Annotated in this window: 13 protein-coding genes; 2 read left to right on the forward strand and 11 right to left on the reverse strand. The window is 71.9% G+C overall.

Annotated features, from left to right (window positions below):
* Positions 1 to 8: 8 nt before the first annotated feature.
* The 7 genes from CPH93_RS15700 to CPH93_RS15725 form a co-directional block, all read right to left on the reverse strand.
* A complete protein-coding gene (locus CPH93_RS15700) occupies positions 9 to 2,174 on the reverse strand; it encodes a hypothetical protein (RefSeq protein WP_096213209.1) in 2,166 nt (721 codons plus the stop codon).
* A complete protein-coding gene (locus CPH93_RS15705; protein ID WP_096213210.1) occupies positions 2,167 to 2,931 on the reverse strand; it encodes a hypothetical protein in 765 nt (254 codons plus the stop codon). Before CPH93_RS15705 ends, CPH93_RS15700 begins: the two co-directional genes overlap by 8 nt.
* 81 nt (positions 2,932 to 3,012) lie before the next feature.
* Positions 3,013 to 3,720: a Crp/Fnr family transcriptional regulator gene (locus CPH93_RS15710; protein WP_231977357.1), complete on the reverse strand. Its 708-nt coding sequence runs from the start codon at positions 3,718 to 3,720 to the stop codon at positions 3,013 to 3,015.
* A 288-nt stretch (positions 3,721 to 4,008) separates the two neighbouring features.
* On the reverse strand, positions 4,009 to 5,667 hold the full coding sequence (locus CPH93_RS15715) for an APC family permease (protein ID WP_096213211.1): 1,659 nt from the start codon (positions 5,665 to 5,667) through the stop codon (positions 4,009 to 4,011).
* Between the two features lie 166 nt (positions 5,668 to 5,833).
* Complete coding sequence (locus tag CPH93_RS15720; protein WP_231977359.1) at positions 5,834 to 7,672, reverse strand: ABC transporter ATP-binding protein; 1,839 nt, start codon at positions 7,670 to 7,672, stop codon at positions 5,834 to 5,836.
* Positions 7,673 to 7,989: 317 nt separating this feature from the next.
* Entirely contained in the window at positions 7,990 to 8,127 is a 138-nt protein-coding gene (locus CPH93_RS35785; protein ID WP_159395005.1) for a hypothetical protein, read from the reverse strand.
* Between the two features lie 156 nt (positions 8,128 to 8,283).
* Positions 8,284 to 9,828, reverse strand: a complete 1,545-nt coding sequence (locus tag CPH93_RS15725) for an MFS transporter (protein WP_096213213.1) — start codon at positions 9,826 to 9,828, stop codon at positions 8,284 to 8,286.
* A gap of 192 nt (positions 9,829 to 10,020) precedes the next feature.
* Here CPH93_RS15725 and CPH93_RS15730 point away from each other — a divergent pair, with 192 nt between their 5' ends.
* Positions 10,021 to 11,034 (forward strand): Lrp/AsnC family transcriptional regulator, encoded by a 1,014-nt coding sequence (locus CPH93_RS15730; RefSeq protein ID WP_093484342.1) that lies wholly within the window; start codon positions 10,021 to 10,023, stop codon positions 11,032 to 11,034.
* Between the two features lie 40 nt (positions 11,035 to 11,074).
* Here CPH93_RS15730 and CPH93_RS15735 read toward each other — a convergent pair whose 3' ends face one another.
* The 4 genes from CPH93_RS15735 to CPH93_RS15750 are packed head-to-tail and all read right to left on the reverse strand — an operon-like array spanning position 11,075 to position 14,728.
* Entirely contained in the window at positions 11,075 to 12,271 is a 1,197-nt protein-coding gene (locus tag CPH93_RS15735) for an ABC transporter permease (protein ID WP_096213214.1), read from the reverse strand.
* Positions 12,268 to 12,996 carry an ABC transporter ATP-binding protein gene (locus CPH93_RS15740; RefSeq protein ID WP_096213215.1) on the reverse strand — a complete coding sequence of 243 codons (729 nt, stop codon included), beginning with the start codon at positions 12,994 to 12,996 and terminating at the stop codon, positions 12,268 to 12,270. Before CPH93_RS15740 ends, CPH93_RS15735 begins: the two co-directional genes overlap by 4 nt.
* Positions 12,993 to 14,102, reverse strand: a complete 1,110-nt coding sequence (locus CPH93_RS15745; RefSeq protein ID WP_096213216.1) for a peptidoglycan-binding protein — start codon at positions 14,100 to 14,102, stop codon at positions 12,993 to 12,995. Before CPH93_RS15745 ends, CPH93_RS15740 begins: the two co-directional genes overlap by 4 nt.
* A complete protein-coding gene (locus CPH93_RS15750) occupies positions 14,099 to 14,728 on the reverse strand; it encodes a hypothetical protein (protein ID WP_096213217.1) in 630 nt (209 codons plus the stop codon). The genes CPH93_RS15745 and CPH93_RS15750 overlap by 4 nt, the downstream gene beginning before the upstream one ends.
* 132 nt (positions 14,729 to 14,860) lie before the next feature.
* On the opposite strand from CPH93_RS15750, the gene CPH93_RS15755 reads away from it, so the two are divergent.
* Positions 14,861 to 15,547 (forward strand): response regulator transcription factor, encoded by a 687-nt coding sequence (locus CPH93_RS15755; RefSeq protein WP_093484337.1) that lies wholly within the window; start codon positions 14,861 to 14,863, stop codon positions 15,545 to 15,547.
* The last annotated feature ends 3 nt before the right edge of the window (positions 15,548 to 15,550 follow it).

The following is a 15,550-nucleotide window of genomic DNA, read 5'->3' on the forward strand; positions in this document are numbered from 1 at the left end:
CACACCCCCTAGCCCCTCAGCGACCCCAGGAGCACCTGCGCCAGCCGGCGGGTGCCGGGGATCGCGTACTCCGGGTGCCTCAAGGCGTGGGGCAGGTCGTTTCCCAGCGCTTGCCATTGCCGGGGGGTCATGGCGCTGCGCATCGCCTCGCCGAGGGCCCGTACGGCAGCGGCTGCCGACGGGTCGTCGCGCAGGTCCGCCAGGGTGCGGCACAGGGCACGGACGGCCCCGCGACGGCAGACGCTGAGCAGCACGCTGACCCACAGCAGGCCCAGCTGGCGCGCGCTTCCCGGGACGTCGCGCAGCAGCGCCGCCGCAAGGACACCGGAGCCCTCCAGCCGTTCCGCTTCCAGCAGTTGGACGGTCGTGCGCAGGGCCAGGGAGCGGGCTTTGGAGCGCTGAGCGGTGTCGGCGATCCGGGTGCGCACATAGCGGAGGGTGAACAGGGCCCGCTCGGGGTCCTGTTCGGCGGTCTGCAGCAGCAGGACCAGCGAGCGGCGGGCGGCGAACGCCATCCGCTCGCCCCGCTGTGTCAGGAACCAGAGCCAGTTCAGGGCTTCGAGCCGGTAGAGCGAGCCGAGGGTGCCGGTCAGGGCCATCGCCGTCGTCACGGCACGGGCCGGGCCTTTCCGCTCCGCCCAGCTCAGCGCCAGGTTGAGCGCCTGCGGCGCCAGGTGCTGGTCGTCGCACATGAACTGCAGGGTGAGCGCGGTGGTCACGCGCTGGGCGGCCAAGCCGTCGGCCCATACCCGGAGGAGGTTCTCGTCCACCTCGGCGAGCGCATGCCGTGCGTAGAGCGCGACCCCGCGCGCCACCTCGGTGCGAACGTCCAGGTCCGCCAGCCGCGACAGCTCGCTCAGCCACTGCCGTACGGGGTACCAGAGTTCATACCCATACAGGTCGTGCAGTTCGCCGATGACCAGCGCCCGGACGCGGGGCGAGGTGAAGACGATGCGCCGCTCGCTGCGGCTGGGGTCCTGTCCCGGGCCGGCCCGCCGCTCCGTCCGCACGAGCCCGGTGGCCCGCTCCTTCCAGCGCGCGCGGGTTTGCTCGAAGGTCACGCCGCGCAGCGCCGTCGTCCCGGTGGCCTCCGGCTCGGCGGCAGGCGTCTCCCCGGTCTGCTCCCAGTCCCGTACGTGCATGCCGAGCAGGACGGACGCCTTTTCGAAGTTGCGCTCCGGTATGCCCTCCAGGAAGGCGAGGGCCGCCAGCGGCAGCAGGTCACCGGCGGACGGTTCGGTGCGGAACCAGTTGCGGACCCGCTCCCGCTCGCTGTCCCGCAGCATCTTCAGCGCGGCGTCGGGGCCGTCGGCGAGTCCGGTGACCGCGGCGACGACGTCCGCCGGCCGACGCAGTTCGGCCACCCGCTCCTGCAGTTCCTCCGCGACCTCCGGGGGGAGGCCCGCCTGCGAGGTCAGGTGCCGGCAGTGGTGGAACAGCTCCAGCGGGTCCGGTGCCGCCCACGGCACGCAGTGGTCCTTCAGGGCCAGCCGCCGCCGGGCGGCCTCAGGGGCGGTGATCACCAGGTACGAGCCCTTGCGGCGCAGCTCCTCGCTCAGCCGCCGGATCTCGAAGGCCTGCACGGCATCGACGTTCATCTCGCCGACGTAGTCGAGGATCACGTACGCCTGACCGGCCTTGAGGGCGCTCGATGCGGCAAGTTCGGCCAGCGAATTGGCGGGGGACAGGCTCCGCAGCCCGGTGTGCACCCCCCGCACTCGCTGAAGCAGGGCGAACGCACCTGCGCCGCGTCCGCTGCTGTCCGGACCCGCCAGGACCACGAGGTGCTCCGCACGGAGCGTGCCGAGCGCGTCGTCGAAGCACGGCCGAGGCGACAGGTAGCACCGCAGCGCCCGGTCCACCTCGTCGGGCTCCACGAAGCCCGGGGCCAGACCGGGGGCGGCCGCCGCACCGAAGCCGAACGCCGCCCCGGAAGCGTCCACCACCCCGTAGAAGTTGTTGTAGACCCGCTGGCCCAGGACCTGCCGGAGGTCGTCGTAGCCCTTGCCGTCCTCCTCCCGCTCCTTCCGCTCGTCGCAGTCGGCACCGGAGGCACCGCCGGCGTCCGTCCGGTCCGCCGGAGCGTCGTCCTCCGGCTGCTCCTGGCGGAGCTCGTCCTCCGGGCCGGGTACGGGAGGTTCGCTGAGGTCGGGGGCGCCGGCGTCGTCAGCCACCCGCGCTCCCGAAGCCGACGACGCCTCCGCGCAGGTCCACGGGCGCGGTGAAGTGGTTGACGCTGATCTGCTCGCCCCGGTAGTCGTGGCGCGCCGCGGAGCCGTCGCCGGGCGCACCGTCCGTGGGCGGCTGCGGCCGCTCCGCGGCCGGCCCGTGGGCGGCCGGGTGGGGCGCCTCGTGCCCGGGGACCTGGAGCCACCCGACGGCCTCGCACTCCTTCTCCCGCACGGTGACGCGGCGGAAGTCCGCGGCGGACAGGGTGGTGTGGCCGCCCGCCACCGTGGACCGGTAGACGTCGTCGGAGAGCAGCAGCGCGAGGTCGGCGCCCTCGTTCGTCCGGAGGGCGTCGTAGAGGTGGCGGGAGCTGAGCAGCCGTGCGGTGGTCACCACCGTCGATCCGGCGAACCCGTTGTCGGCAAGCTCCACCGGGCCGTGGTGGATGGCGGCCCGCAGCCTCATCCGTGCGGTGGGGACCCGCAGGCCGTTGTACTCACGGAGTTCGGCGACGAGATGACGTACGAAGTCGTCGACGAGGCGCGGTTCCGTGCCGTCCATGGGGTGGACGGCCAGTTCTTCATCCCCCTTGGGCTGGATGTGCCACTGCGAACGATCCAGTCCGGTTCCTCGGGCCGCGCGGGAAAGAATCCGCGGCAGATCGTGCTGGATTTCGGACTGCCTACGATCGTTGTTGCCTCCGTACGCCTGCGCGTCCACGGCGATACATGTGCAGGGGTAGAACCCGGACCACTCGGCCACCCAGCCATTCCTCTCTCTGACGGCACTTCCCGCGAAGTGCCGTCAGAGAGGCTAGGAGCGCACCCGAGAACTGATCCCGTATCAATATGGGTTTTCCTGAAAGACTTTGGCGAACACAAGCAGCTTCGATACGTCACAGACGGTTATCTTTCGATAGCTGCGCTCCACCAGGCCGAGCTTGGAAAGCGAGGCAAGGGCCTTCTCCGTCGTCGGCAGGGCCAGCCCGGCGAGTGAGGCAAGTTCCGCCTGATTGAGGGTTACGTCGAGAATTTGCCGCCTTGCGCTGCCGTCCAGCACTTCGTTCCCATACGCCTGGCTCAATTCGGCGAGTACGCGGGCAAGCCGGGTCAGCGAGTCGTATGCGCGGAAATCCATACGGCGCCGGTTCGCCCACCTCAGCCGCGCGCACAGCATGGCCAGCATGGCGCGCATCGCGTCCGGATGGCGGCCGAGGAAGCTCTCCAGCGCGGTCAGCTGGATGATGCGTGCAGACATCTCGCTGCACGCAATCACGGTGCCGGAACGGGGCTGGTCCTCGAAGGCCGCCATCTCGCCGATCAGATCACCGCCCACGCGGATGGCGAGCAGCATCTCGTAACCGCTCTCCGAACTGGCGACGACCTTGGCCACGCCACGGGTGAGCAAGAGGACATGGCGACTCTCGTCCCCCTGCTGCAGCAGCTGGCGATGGGCGGGATACACCATCGGAGTTCCCAGCCCCATGAGTTCTTCCAAGGTGCTGCTACGCAGCCGTCCAAGGAAAGTGGAATGCGGCCACGCGTGCTTCATCCGATACCCCCGCCTGCTTCACGCTACGGCGCATCGCGCCTTTTCAACTGGCCCGCCCATGCTGCCGCCGGGGCACGAAAAGGCAAGTGAGCAGGAGTCATCTGGCTGGTTACTTCCCTGAGCCGCCCAGTATTGATCGAACGAATGAGCCCTTATTCACGAAGGGGTTCCGGACGGCCGTCGACTCTCCCCGGGATCGTCACGAATGAGACGACGGTCGGCCCCGTCCGTACGGACCAGGAGACAGCCGAGTCCTTGCGCGCGGCCGCGCCACCCCCGCAGTCGTCCTCAGCGGCCGGAGGCGGCGGCCGGTGGCGGTACCGACTCGCCCTCCTCCTCGTGTTCGACGGCTTCGTCCACCGCCTCGGGGGGCATGGCGAGGTGCACGGCGGTGTAGTGGATGACGAGGCTGAAGACGATCACGATGACCAGGTCCCACCAGGCGGGGAGGGCGCGGGTGCCGCCGTAGCGGCCGAAGCGGCCGATGAGGACCATGCCGCCCAGCCAGGGCCAGACCCAGGCGGCCGATCTGCCGCGCAGGACGCTGCGTTCGGCCGCCGGGATGCCGCGGCGGGTGAGCGCGAAGACGACGAAGCCGAGCAGGGCGGCGGTGCCGAGTTTCCAGTCCGCCTCGTAACCGGACCAGTAGAAGATCAAGTTGGCGAAGACGAATCCTGCGGGGGCCATGGCCGTCCCGCGGGGCAGCCGGTAGGGGCGGTTGCGGCCGGCGTCGCGTACGCGCAGGGCGTGCAGGGACACCGGCGCGAACGCGTACATGATCGCCGCTGCCGAGGTGACCAGGCCGACCAGGGCCTGCCAGCTGGGGAACGGCAGGAAGGCGAGCTCGCCGACCACGAACGCGAGGAGGATCGAGACGACGGGCACGCGGCTGCGGCCGACCTGGCTGAGGGGTCTGGGCAGCACCCGCTCGCGTCCCATGGCGTACGAGAGACGGGCGGCACCGGCCATGTAGACCAGGCCGGTGCCGGCCGGGGAGATCACGGCGTCGACGTAGAGGATGGTCGCCAGCCAGCCGGCCCCGACGGCGGTGGCGAGGGTGGCGTAGGGGCCGAAGTTGCCCTTGCCCACCGGGTTGTCCCAGCTGTGGGTGAGGGCTGTGGGGTCCAGGGCGGCGATGAAGGCGACCTGCAGCAGGAGATAGAGCGCGGTGCCGATCGCCATGGCCACGATCACCGCCCGGGAGACGTCACGCTGGGGATCGCGCGCCTCACCGGCCAGCTGGATGGCCTGCTCGAAGCCCAGCAGCGCGAACACCACTCCGGCAGGCAGCGCCGCGAAAACGCCGTGCGCCCCGTGCGGTGCGAAGCCGCCGCCCGCGGTGAAGTTCGATCCGTGGAAGGCCAGCGTCATCAGCACCACGACGGTCAGCAGCGGCACCGCCGTTTTCACCACGGCGGTGACCGAGTTGATCCCGGCCAGCAGCCGTACGCCGAGGACGTTGATGAGCGTGAAGAGCAGCATGAAGAAGGTCCCGATGACCAGGCCCGCGGCGGTGAGGGTGCCGTTGGGGTGCAGCAGGTGCACCCGGTCGCGGACCCAGCCGATGCGGTCCAGGTACGAGAGGGTGGCCTCGACCTCGATCGGCGCGATCAGGACCGACCGCAGCCAGGACATCCAGCCCGCCGTGAAGCCCACCAGGGGGCCGAAGGCGAAGAAGGGGAAGCGGGCGGTGCCACCAGCGATCGGGTAGGTGGCGCCCAGCTCCGCGTGGGCCAGCGCGAGCACGGCGAGCATCGCCGAGGCGAGCACCCAGGAGATCAGGGAGGCCGGGCCGGCGATGACGGCGGTGGTGAGGGCGCCCAGCAGCCAGCCGGAGCCGATGATCGAGCCCAGGGAGATGAACATCAGCCCCCAGAACCCGACCGCCCGGCGGAGGTGGCGGGTTCCAGCGGCGCCGGCATTCCCGGCCGCGGCCGGCCTCGTCACGCGCGCTCCTGGTTCACGCCACCATCTTGGGGCCGGGAGGCGGGCCTGACGGGACCGACGCGCTGTGTGTCACTCCGTGTACTGCAGGTGAGGGGGGCGGGTGCCCTGCACGTGGCGGCGTACGCGTCGTCTGTGGCGGCGGCTGTCTGCTGGGGGCCCGCGGACGTCACCGCGGCCGGCGGTCGCCGTCGGCGACCGGGCGCACGGGGGGTGAGGTGTGGACTGCGCCGTTGTGGGACGGCGGGTGGGTGTGGAACAGCGTGGCGTACAAGCCGCGGTGGGCGAGGAGTTGGGCGTGGGTGCCGGACTCCATCAGGCGTCCCCGGTCCAGGACCAGGATGCGGTCGGCGTCCGCGGCGAGGTCCAGATCGTGCGTGATCACGATGGTGGTGCGGCCCGCGGCGAGGCGCCGTAGTGGCCCGAGGATGCGTTGGGTGGCCAACGTGTCCAGGCCGGTGGTGGGCTCGTCGAGGATGAGCACCGGGGCGTCGCGCAGCATGGCCCGGGCGATCGCGACGCGCTGTAGTTGACCGCCGGAGAGCCGGGAGGTGCCGGGCGCGATGACGGTGTCGTAGCCGTCGGGGAGGGCGGCGATGAACACCTCGGCGTCGGCCGCCCGGGCGGCGCGGACGACATCACCGTGGGTCACGTTGTCGCGCCCGCAGGCGATGTTCTCCTCCACGGTGTCGTGCAGGACGAGGGTCTCCTGGGGCAGCAGCGTGATGTTGCGGCGGAGCCGGTCCAGCGGCAGCCGGTTCACGGGGATGCCGTCGAGCCGGATGCTGCCGGCGTCCGGGTCGTAGAACCGCAGCAGCAGGGCGGCGAGCGTCGACTTGCCCGCTCCGCTGGGGCCGGTGATGACGACCAGTTCCCCGGGTACCGCGCTGAACGAGAAGTCCTTCAGGACCTCCTCCGTAGTGCCGGGATAGTGGAAGTGCACCCGGCACGCTTCGACCGCGCCGATCGCGCGGCTCGGCGCGGCGACGGTGACGGCGGGGTCCGGGTCGGTGACGGCGGGCCGGGCGTCGAGGATCTCCAGCAGCCGCTCGGATCCGGCGGTCGCTTCGGTGACCGTCAGCCCGAGCTGGCCGAGGTCGCGGATCGGCGGGTAGAGATAGCCGACGAAGGCGGCGAAGGCCAGCAGCTGCCCGAGCGTCATCCGCCCCGCGGAGATCTCCCACGCCCCCAGGCCGATGATCGCCAGGACGCAGAGCGTTTCGAGGACCTCGACGATCTGCTCGTACAGCTCGTTGAGGCGGGCGCTGGTCACCGACGCCCGCAGCCAGCTGCGGGCCTCGCGGCGCAACCGCTCCTGCTCGTCGTGCTGCCGGTTGTAGGCCTGCGTCAGGACGACATTGACCAGACCTTCCTCGACCACCGAGGTGATGGCGCCGTCCGCCGCGCGCTCCCGGCGGGACACCTCCTTGACCCGGCCGGTGAAACGGCGCGTGGCGATCCAGAAGAGCGGGGCCAGGGCGAAGGTGACCAGGGCCATGTCCCAGCGCAGCCAGAACGCGGCGCCGGCGTAGAAGATGACGCCGAAGGTGGCCGTGGCCGCCTGGACCAGACCGCTGACCACCAGCTGCTCGATGGCGTCCACGTCGCCGGTCAGCCGCTCGACCAGGTCACCGCGGCGATTGCGCTGGAAGAAGTGCGGCGGCAGCTCTTGGAGATGGGCGAAGACCCGGGCCCGCAGCCGCATCACGAAGCGCTCGGCCGTCCAGGCGGCGAGCGAGTTGCCCAGATACCCCACCACCCCGCCGGCGACGGCCACACCCAGCCACAGGGCGGCCGGTGCCCAGAAGGCGCTGACCGAGCCCTTCTGCAGAGCGTTGTCGGTGAGTTCGGCGAAGACCAGGATGGCCACCGTCTCCGCGAGCGCGGCGACGATGGCACAGAGACAGACGAGGACGATCCAGCGCCGGTCGCCGCGGGTCAGCGGCCAGAAGCGCCGCACCGATTCCTTGAACCCCACCCGCCTCGTACGGATCGGGGCATCGGCCACCAGGCCCGCCCGAAGGACCCGGTCCCTACCGGTGTCCAGAGGCGGCTGGGCTGTGCGCCGTGGGCCTGCCGCAGAGAGTGGGGAGGCGGCGACGGGCTCCCTCGACAAGGACGAACCCCGTCCAACGGGCGGTGCTTCCGCGCCTTGTTGAGGCGACGCTGCACGGCGCTCCGCGCGCCGGCGCGAGCTGCGGAGGTGCATGGGCGCTACTCACATCGTCGGTGCTCGGGCGATTTGCCGGGACCGGGAGGGGCCCGGCAAACCAACGAGGCGGACCCGCGCGGTACGCGAGCCAGCCTCGGACTCAGGTTTTTGAGTCAGTAGTCGTAGCCACGACGCCTGCGCAGATACCTGCGTCCACGCCTCCGGCGACGCCGGCGGTTGTGGTGGTCATGATCGTGGTCGTGGTCGTGGTCGCGGTGACGCCTTCTAGGGAAGACATTCCGGAAGCTCATTCTCGCCTCCTAGGACTTTGTTCCTTGTTGTCGAACCGTTACCGGTGACGACAACTCCCAAGCTACGACGCTCACCTGTCTCCAACAAGCTGATTTGCGTGAAAATTCAGACATACGCCAATATTCTTCTCAAACATCACAAAGGGTGCTGGGCGGTTACTCTCCGGATGCCGTGCCGCCCGCTCCGGCCGCAGGCCGCGGCGTACGCTCCAGCACCCGCGGCGTACGGGCCGCGGCATGCAGGACGGCCGCGGCGAGGCCGGTGGCGGTGAGGAGGGCGACGGCGGCCCAGAAGGCGTGCCGGGCGCCGTCCAGTACGGCGACGGCCGGGGCCGGCGGGGCGGCGGCCGCGGTGTGCAGGAAGACGGCGCCGAGCAGGGCGATGCCGAGGGTGCCGCCCAGTTGCTGGGCGGCGTTGAGCAGGCCGGCCGCCGAGCCGGTCTCGTGCGGCCGGACCCGGTGCAGGGCGGTGGTGAAGAACGGGACCGCGAACAGGCCCTGCCCCAGGCCGCAGGCCGCCAGCGCCACCAGGAGAGGCCACGGATACGAGGCCGCGGGGACGGTGCCGTAAGCAGCGAGGGCGGCCAGGGCGCCGAGGAGCAGGGCGGCCAGCCCGGCGAACATCACCCGCGAGCCGTATCGGGGCACCAGCCGGCTGCCCGCGATCCAGGAGGAGACCGCCATGGCGGCCGACCACGGCAGCAGCGAGAGACCGGCGGCCAGAACATCGGTGTGCGGCCCGAGTTGGAGTTGCAGCACGACCACCGTCAGCAGGCCGTTGACCACCGCGAAGAACAGCACCGAAGCGGCCAGCGCGGCGGGAAAGCCGCGGTCGCGGAAGAGTCCGGTCTCGACGAGCACACTGCGGCCGCGCCGGGAGCGGCGGCGCTGGTGGAGCCCGAATCCGGCCAGGACCAGCAGGCCCGCGGCGAGGGTGCCCCACGTCCCGGGCGATCCCGTGGCCGCACCGCTCTCGATGAGCGGCTGGACGATCAGCCCGGTGCCGCAGACCGCCAGGGCGGTGCCGGTGAGGTCGAGGCGCGGCCGCCGGGCGGACCGGTCCTCGGGCAGGAACCGGGCCGTCACCAGGACGCCGAGAGCCAGGGGGAGGTTGATGAGGAACGCCGCCCGCCAGGAGGAGCCGAGCACATCGGCGTGCGCCAACGCCCCGCCGAGGACGGGGCCGCAGACGGCCGCCAGCCCCATGACCGGGCCGATGCTGCCCAGCGCCCTGGGCAGTTCCGCGCCGTGGAACATGCTGCGGATCAGGCCGATGGTCTGGGGGATGACGAGGGCGGCCGCGGCACCCTGGGCGGCTCGTGCGGCGATCAGCAGCCCGGCCGACGGGGCCAGGGCGCAGAGCAGTGAGGCGAGCGCGAACCCGGCGACCCCGAGCCGGAAGACCCGCCTGCGCCCGGCGATGTCGCCGAGCCGCCCGCCGGTGATCAGCAGGACGGCGAACGGCAGGGTGTAGGCGGCGCCGAACCACGGGAGGTCACGGGCGGGCCCGCCGAGGTCGGTATGGATGACGGGCGCGATGACGGTGGTGACCGTGGAGTCGAGGAGGTTCATCGCCTCGGCGGTCAGCAGCGTCGCCAGCGCGGCCCACCTGCGGGGATACGGCGCGGGCGGGGCCACAGGCGGTGGGGACGCGGGCGCGGGCGGTGGGGACGGGGGCGGCGACGGCAGGTTCTTCGGCATGGCGGTTCCCTTCAGCGCTCTCCCGGCGACGGGCACCGGTGTGCGCATGGGCGAGGAGTGGGGTGTTCACCGCGAGCGTGCGGGCCCCTACCGTCGGTGTTCCACCTGCGGAGCCGTGATCGCCGATGTTCTCCATGAGAAGGGCGATGGTGAAGAATCTGTCCGTGTCAGGGCGCTGCGAAGGAGGGGTTCGTGCTCGATGACGTCGACCGCGGTCTGATCCATGCGCTGCACCTCGACGGCCGGGCGCCGTTCAGCCGGATCGCCGCCGTGCTCGGTGTCTCGACGCAGACCGTGGCCCGCCGCTACCGGCGGCTGCGTGCCGAGGCCGGGCTGCGGGTCGTCGGGCTCGCCGATCCGCACCGCGCGGGCCGGGCGCAGTGGCTGGTCCGGCTCACCGCCGCCCCGCACAGCGCCCAGGACCTCGCCGGTGCACTGGCCCGGCGCGCGGACACCTCGTGGGTGAAACTCGCCTCCGGCGGCACCGAGATCATCGCGATCGTGGACACCCCGGCCGGCGGCGCGGACGGGCACGGACTGCTGCTGCACGACATTCCCCGTACGGCGGGCATCACCGCGGTCTCCGCGCACTGTCTGCTGCACACCTACCTCGGCGGGCCCACCGCCTGGCGCGGACGCACCACCGTCCTCGACGACCGGCAGCGGCGCCAACTCGCGTCCCACGAGGGGGCGATGAGCACTCCGCGGACTGCCGGCGGGCCGCCGCCGGCCGAGGCCGACGGTGCGCTGCTGGCCGCGCTGCAGGCCGACGGGCGGGCCGGCCAGGCCGAGTTGGCCGCGGCCACCGGCTGGTCGCCGGCCACCGTCGCCCGCCGGCTGGCCGCGCTGCGGGCCGGCGGTGCGCTCTTCTTCGACGTCGAATTCGATGATGCGCTGTTCGGCGCCACCACCCAGGCGCTGTTGTGGATGACCGTCACGCCCGCGCACCTGGAGGAGGTCGCCACGACGCTGGCCCAACACGACACGCTGGCCTTCGTCGCCGCCACCACGGGCCGCACCAATGTGGTCGCGCACGCCCTGTGCCCCGACCCGGCGGCCCTGCACCACTACCTGACCCACCGCCTCGGCGCCCTGGACGCGATCCACACCCTGGAGACCGCGCCCGTGCTGCGTACCGTCAAGGGCGCCGGGCCGGTCGCTCGCGCGGCCCCGGCGCCCCGGCGAAGCCCTCCGCGGCGCCGCTGACGGGGGTCGTGAGCAGCGCCGCGGAGTGCGTCGGCGGTGGTCAAGTCGCGCTGAGCGCCACCGTCGGATGCAGCCGGGAGGCGCGGACGGCCGGATACAGGCCGGCGACGACGCCGATCAGCAAGGTGGCACCGAGTCCGCCCGCCAGGGACCAGGGCGGTACGACCGCGGTCCACCCCTGGGCATGGGCGAAGGCGACCGTGGCGGCGGCGCCGAGGGCCGCGCCGACCAGCCCGCCGAGCGCCGACAACAACAGGGACTCGGTGAGGAACTGGAGCCGGATCGAGGCTCGGGTCGCGCCGAGGGCGCGGCGCAGTCCGATCTCCTGGCGGCGCTCCAGCACCGAGATCACCATGGTGTTGGCCACGCCCACCCCGCCGACGAGCAGCGCCACCGCGCCCAGCCCCAGCATCAGCGTGGTCAGCCCCTTGTCGGTGGCGGCCTTGGCCGCCAGCGCGTCGGAGGGCCGCGAGACCTTCACCCCACCCTCGTCGCCCGGATTGACCGTACGGGCCAGGACCCCCTGGACCGCCTCCACCGAGGCGTCCGTGGAGCGCTCGAAGAGCATGGTCGGATGGCCGTCGAAGCCCAAGTACCGCTCGGCGGACGGGTATCCGACCATCGCGACGCGGTCCAGGGTCGGCACCAGCTCGACGGGGGCGAGGATGCCGGTGACGACGTACCACCGGTCGTTGAGCAGGATCTTGGCGCCGGGCGCCGTCACCCCGAGGCGGTCGGCGGCCACCGAGCCGAGCACGACGGTGGGCAGCCGTTCACTGGCGCGGTTCAGCCAGCTCCCCTGGCTCGTACGGGCGTTGAGGGCCGCGAGCAGATCGGGGCGGGCGGCCTGGACGGTGACCCCCGACGCCAGCTCCTCCGGTACGACATCGCTGCGCCGCACCCGGGCGTTGACCGCGCCGGTGGCGGTGGCGTGCTCGACCGGGCCGATCCGCTCGACCATCGCCACCGCGCTCTTGGGGAGCTTCACATCCTTGCCGAGGGCGTCCTTGCCCGCCTCGGCGGTGAGCAGATTGGTGCCCAGCCGGTCCAGCCGGGCGAGCAGGTCGGCACGGCTGGAGGTGGACAGTCCGACGACCGCGACCATCGTGGCGATGCCGATCGCGATGCCGAGGGCGGACAGCACGACCCGGGTGCGGCGGCTGCGCAGGCCCTCGGCGCCGACCCGCAGCACATCGGCCGGGGAGAGCCGGGCCGGCCGCAGCGCGGTGCCGCTCATGAAGTCACCTCCTCGGTGTGCTCCGCAGGGGAGCCGGGTGCGGCCGTGGCGGCACCGGAGTCGTCGACGATCTCGCCGTCCCGGAAACGGATCCGGCGCGGCAGCGAGTCGGCGATGTCGTGGTCGTGGGTGATGACGCAGACGGTCCGGCCGGCCGCATGCAGCTCGCGGAGGAGATGCATGACCCGGGCGCCGGAGGCGGAGTCCAGTGCGCCGGTCGGCTCGTCGGCGAGCAGCAGATCGGGCTCGCCGACCAGCGCACGGGCGATGGCCACCCGCTGCTTCTCGCCGCCGGAGAGCTGATGGGCGAGGTGGCCGGTGCGGTGGCCGAGCCCCACCTCTTCCAGGGCCGTACGGGCCCGCGCGCGGCGCTCGCGCAGCCCCGTCCCGCCGTAGAGCAGGCCGTCGGCGACGTTGTCCTGGGCGGTGCGGCCGGGGGCGAGATGGAAGTGCTGGAAGACGAAGCCGATGTGCCGGGCGCGCAGGGCGGAGAGCTGGGCGTCGGACAGCCGGCTCACGTCGTGCCCGGCCACCCGGACCTCGCCCGAGGTGGCCCGGTCGAGGGTGCCGAGGAGGTTGAGCAGCGTGGATTTTCCGGAGCCGGACGGGCCGACGATGGCGAGCAGTTCGCCCCGCGCCACCCGCAGGTCCACGCCGCGCAGGGCGTGGACGCCGCCCGGATACGACTTCGTGGCCGCCCGCAGTTCGATCACTGCTGAGGTCATTGCTCGGCCGCTCCGACCTTCATGCCCTCGGCCAGTCCGGCCCCGCTGACCTCGATCCGGCCGTCGGCCGACAGACCGGTTTCGACCTGCACCATGTGCGACGTGGCGCCCTGGACGACCTCCAGGCCGTAGCCGCCCTCGCGCAGCGCGACGACCGCCTCGACCGGAACCGTCAGCACGTCCTTGCGGCTCTCGCTGACGAACTTCACGCTCAGGGTGCCCTGTTGGTCCTTCTGCTGGGGCTTGGCGCTGCCGTCGAGCGTGATCTCGACCTCGACGTCCTCTCCGGACGGCGCACCGGAACCGCTGGGGGCCGCGCCCTCGGCGGAGTCCGTGCTCTCGGGGGTGGCCACGCCGGTGACCTTGCCGCGCCGGGTGCCTCCGCTGGGCATAGCGATCTCCACCTTGGTGCCGTTGGCGGCCAGCGCCCGGTCGGCGGCGTCGAGCGAGGCCCGGACGACGGGCTTGGTGGAGGCGACCGTCAGCACCTTGTCGGACGGACCGACCGCGTCGGCGAGGGCGGCGTCGGCGGCCACCACGCGTACCGGGCCGCGCTGGAAGACGATGTCCCCCTTGCCGACCTTGCCGTTCGCATCCGTGCGGCCGAGGGACTTCTGCCACGCCTTGACGGCGGCCTCGGTCGCGGTGTCATAGCGGGCGTCCACATACAGCCGGGAGCCGAAGCCCAGGTCACGGAGGTTGCGTTCCAGTTGGAGGACGTCCGGGCCGCGGTCGCCTGCCTTCATCGCGCGGAACATCGGGGTCGCGCCGTAGAGGAGGACCACCGGCCGGGCGTCCCGCTCGTACAGCGGCTGGCCGAGCGACACGGTGCGCCCCGGCCGGGCGGCCTTGGTGACCGTGCCCTCCACGGGGGACTTCACTGCACGGCGCTGTGCGTAGTCGAGATCTCCGTCGACGGTCTTGCTCACCACCAGATCGGTGCGGGTGATCTCGGTCGTGTGGGCCGGCCCCCTGGCGCGCCCGCCGTCGGCCGCGGCGTCCTTGCCGTTGTTGGTGAGGAGGATGACGCCGCCGGTCGCCGCGGTCGCGGTGACCGCCGCGAGCAGGGCGATCAGCCCCCGGCGGCGCTGTGCGGTGCGGCTCACTGCATGCCGTCCAGTCCGTCGAGGAGCTTGCCCTTGCACGCCTGGCGGGCCTGCTTGTACGCGGGCGAGTCCTCGGACACCTCGGGCGAGACGGGGTTCGCGTCGCCGCCCGGGATGACATTGCCGTCCTGGAGCTGCGGGTTGGCGAACTTCGAAAGGCCGTGGGCGCGCATGCACTTGGCGTGCGCGAGCATCGACTCGTATTCCTTCTGGACGTCGCGGCGCGGCTCCTCCTGCATCGCCTTGCGCATGTCGTCGGTGCAGACACCGCCCTTACCGCCCTTGGCGATCTCTTCGTTGCCCGGCTTCTCCTGGAGTTCGTCGATCTTCGTCCAGTCGAGATAGCCGCTCAGCTTGGGGTCGGGGAAGTCCTTGTCGACGTTCTTGCGCATGCACTGGACGTACTTCATCTGCGCGTCGTAGAACGCGCTCTTGCCCTGGGCCGCGGAGCTCGCGGAGCCGGAGCCGTCCTTGTTCCGGTCGGTCGAGGGCGCGTGGCTGACGGAGGCCACACCGGCGTCCGACGACTGGGTGCCACCGCAGGCGGTGGTCAGGGCGAGGGTGGGCACGGCCACCAGCAGCGCGAGGCGCGCGGTCCGGGAACGGGGGAAAGTCTGCGGGGTCATGCGGCCAATTTCCGGCCGCTAGTTGGTGGTCTTTCCATGGCCGCATGATGGGAACGTAACAATGCCTCCGGACCGCACCCCCGCCCTGTGGATAACTCCTGAGCTGCACGGACGTCGCACATAATCGGCCGCATGCCTCATGTACTGCTGGTCGAGGACGACACGTCCGTGCGCGACGGAATGGAGCTGGTGCTGCGCCGGCACGGCCATGCGGTCGACGCCGTCGCCACCGGCGAGGAAGGGCTGACGCTGCTGTCCCGGCCGCGCGGCGGCGGCATCGAGATCGCGGTGGTCGATCTGATGCTGCCGGGCATCGACGGCTTCGAGGTCTGCCGGCGCATCCGTGCCCGGAGCCAGCTGCCGATCATCATGCTCACCTCGCGCGGGGACGATCTGGACGTGGTCAGCGGGCTGGAGGCGGGCGCCGACGATTACGTGATCAAGCCGATCACCGGCCGGGTGCTGGAGGCCCGGATCCGGGCGGCGCTCCGCCGGGCCGGGCCGGCCACCCGCACCGACAGCGACGACTTCGCCGGGCTGGTCATCGACCGGGCCGGTCTGACCGTCACCAAGCACGACGCCCCCGTGCCCCTCCCGCCCACCGAGCTGCGGCTGCTGCTGGAGCTGTCCGCCGCCCCCGGCCGGGTCTTCAGCCGCGAACAACTCCTCGAACTCGTCTGGGAACACGACTTCCTGGGCGACTCCCGGCTGGTGGACGCGGCGGTGGGCCGGCTGCGCGCCAAGCTGGAGGACGTCCCCGCCAGACCGCGCTACATCCAGACTGTGCGCGGCTTCGGCTATCGCTTCGGACCGCTGTGAGCG

Origin of the sequence: Streptomyces sp. 2323.1, from assembly GCF_900221035.1 — a bacterium.
Classification (GTDB): Bacteria; Actinomycetota; Actinomycetes; order Streptomycetales; family Streptomycetaceae; genus Streptomyces; species Streptomyces sioyaensis.